The sequence below is a fragment of the Kitasatospora sp. NPDC032757 genome, assembly GCF_055579305.1.
The window spans coordinates 1-2114 of the sequence record NZ_JBVINN010000098.1 but is presented as its reverse complement, the minus strand read 5'-3'; the positions used below and the strand labels follow the sequence as shown (position 1 = coordinate 2114).

At 71.0% G+C, this 2114-nt stretch carries 2 protein-coding genes; both read right to left on the bottom strand.

The features are described 5' to 3' along the window. Window positions 1-36 precede the first annotated feature (36 nt). The gene (locus ACZ5WK_RS40215; RefSeq protein ID WP_283471430.1) at window positions 37-690 is read right to left on the bottom strand and encodes a response regulator; all 654 of its coding nucleotides are present in this window, start codon (window positions 688-690) and stop codon (window positions 37-39) included. After that, a complete protein-coding gene (locus tag ACZ5WK_RS40210; protein WP_465555525.1) occupies window positions 678-1925 on the bottom strand; it encodes a sensor histidine kinase in 1248 nt (415 codons plus the stop codon). Before ACZ5WK_RS40210 ends, ACZ5WK_RS40215 begins: the two co-directional genes overlap by 13 nt. Window positions 1926-2114 lie beyond the last annotated feature (189 nt).

Here is a 2114-nt window from a genome sequence, read left to right as displayed (position 1 = left end):
TACTCCAGCCGTAGATCGTGATCACGGATGGGAAGGTCAGGCCCGGGACGCTCCGAGGAACCGCAGCACGGCCAGGACGCGGCGGTGGTCCGCGTCGACCACGGGCAGGTCAAGCTTGGCGAAGATGTTGTTGATGTGCTTCGCCACGGCGCTCTCGCTGACCACCAGCGCCTGCGCGATGCCGGCATTGGAGCGCCCCTCGGCCATCAGGCCGAGCACCTCCCGTTCGCGGGGGGTCAGCCGCGCGAGCGGGTCGCTGTCGCGCCGCAGCAGCAGCAACTGGGCGACGACCTGCGGGTCCAGGGCCGTGCCCCCGTCCGCCACCCGCCGGACCGCCGCCACGAAGTCGGCGACATCGGCAACCCGCTGCTTGAGCAGGTAGCCCACACCGCTGGTGTTCGCAGACAGCAGGTCGGCCGCGTACCGCTCCTCCACGTACTGCGAAAGCAGCACCACCGGTGTCCCCGGCCAGCGCCGACGGATCTCCATCGCCGCCCGCACCCCCTCGTCGGTGAAGCCGGGCGGCATCCGGACGTCGATCAAGGCAAGTTCGGGCCGGTGCTCCGCCACCGCCGCCAACAGCCCCTCCGCGTCGCCGGCTTCCGCGGCGACCTGGAACCCGCCCATCTCCAGCACCTTGATCAGGCCGACCCGCAACAACACCGAATCCTCGGCGATCACCGCGCGCACGGCAGCTCCGCGGTGATGGTGGTGGGCCCGCCAACGGGGCTGCTGACGTGGAAGGCCCCGTCGAGGGAGCCGACCCGCTTGGCCAGCCCGGTCAGCCCCGTGCCGGCGGCGGCGTCGGCACCGCCCAGCCCGTCGTCGGTAACGCGCACTCGCAGCACCTCACCGACCTGACGGACCATCACATCTGCATACATCGCGTTGGCGTGCTTCGTTGCATTGGTCAGCGCCTCCGAGATCACGAAGTACGCGACCGACTCCACGCTGGGCGCCACCCGCTCCTCCAGATCGACCCGCAGCCGCACCGGCAGGGGCGTGCGGGCAGCCAGCCCGGACAACGCCGCGTCCAGACCTCGGTCTTCGAGCACGGCCGGGTGCAGCCCCCGCACCAGATCATTGAGTTCGGCGATCGCCTCCTTCGCCTCCAGGTGCGCTCTCGCGATCACCTCGCGGTCATCACTCGGCAGGTCCGGGCGGGTGGCAAGGGCCAGACCCAGGTTGACCGCGAGAGACACCAACCGCTGCTGGGTGCCGTCGTGCAGGTCGCGCTCGATCCGGCGGCGCTCCGCGTCGACGGCCTCGATCAAGTCGGTCCGGCTCACGGCCAGCTGATCGACCCGCTCCTGGAGCCGCTGCGCCCGGCTGGGCCCGAGCAGGCCCAACGCCAGCCGCGCCTCGGCCCGGGCCACTGCCCGCACGGTCCAGGGCAGGGCGCACAGGAGGAGGAGCCCAGCCGCTGTGTAAGCCGGCAGCTGGGTCAGGTAGCCGAACCAGTCCTGGCGGATTCCGGTTGGCAGCGCCCATGACCAGGCGTAGGCGATGACGCCCGCCAGGCACGCCGCTGCCACCGCGAGCACCAGCAGCTCCAGCAGCGCGAGCAGCGGGCCCAGCAGGAGGTGGTAGCCGATCTTGCGCCAAGGCCGCGTCGCCGCGAGCCACCGGGCGGTCGAGGCCCACGTCCATTGATCCGGCGCGGTGGGGGTGAGCCGGGGGACGTCCACACCGATGAGCACCCGGCAGCGAGCCCGCTGAACGCCCGTCAGCACCGGGGTGCCGAGCAGGACCAGGACGGCCGACGTCGAAACCGTAAGGAGCCAGTTCCCCGTCCTGGCGGTAGTCGCCGCCGCCCAGGCCCACACGGGCACCAGCGCCAGGTGCGGCAGCACACCAGCGGCGAGAAAGCCGGTGTCCCGCTGCGCCCGGAGGACCGTGCGTCTCAGTCCAGCTGGAATCGTCATGGCACGACGCTAGGGCACCGCAGGAGGACGGTGCCATGAAACCTGTACCCGATCTCATGGTGAACCTAGTACCAGCCGTAGATCTTGATCTCGGCCTGTGGGCGGACAGCATCTCGGGTCGGCAGGTCGGCTTCTGCTGGCCGCTGGCAGGTAGACCGGGCCCGGTGGAACAGGCACCATGCCCCGGTG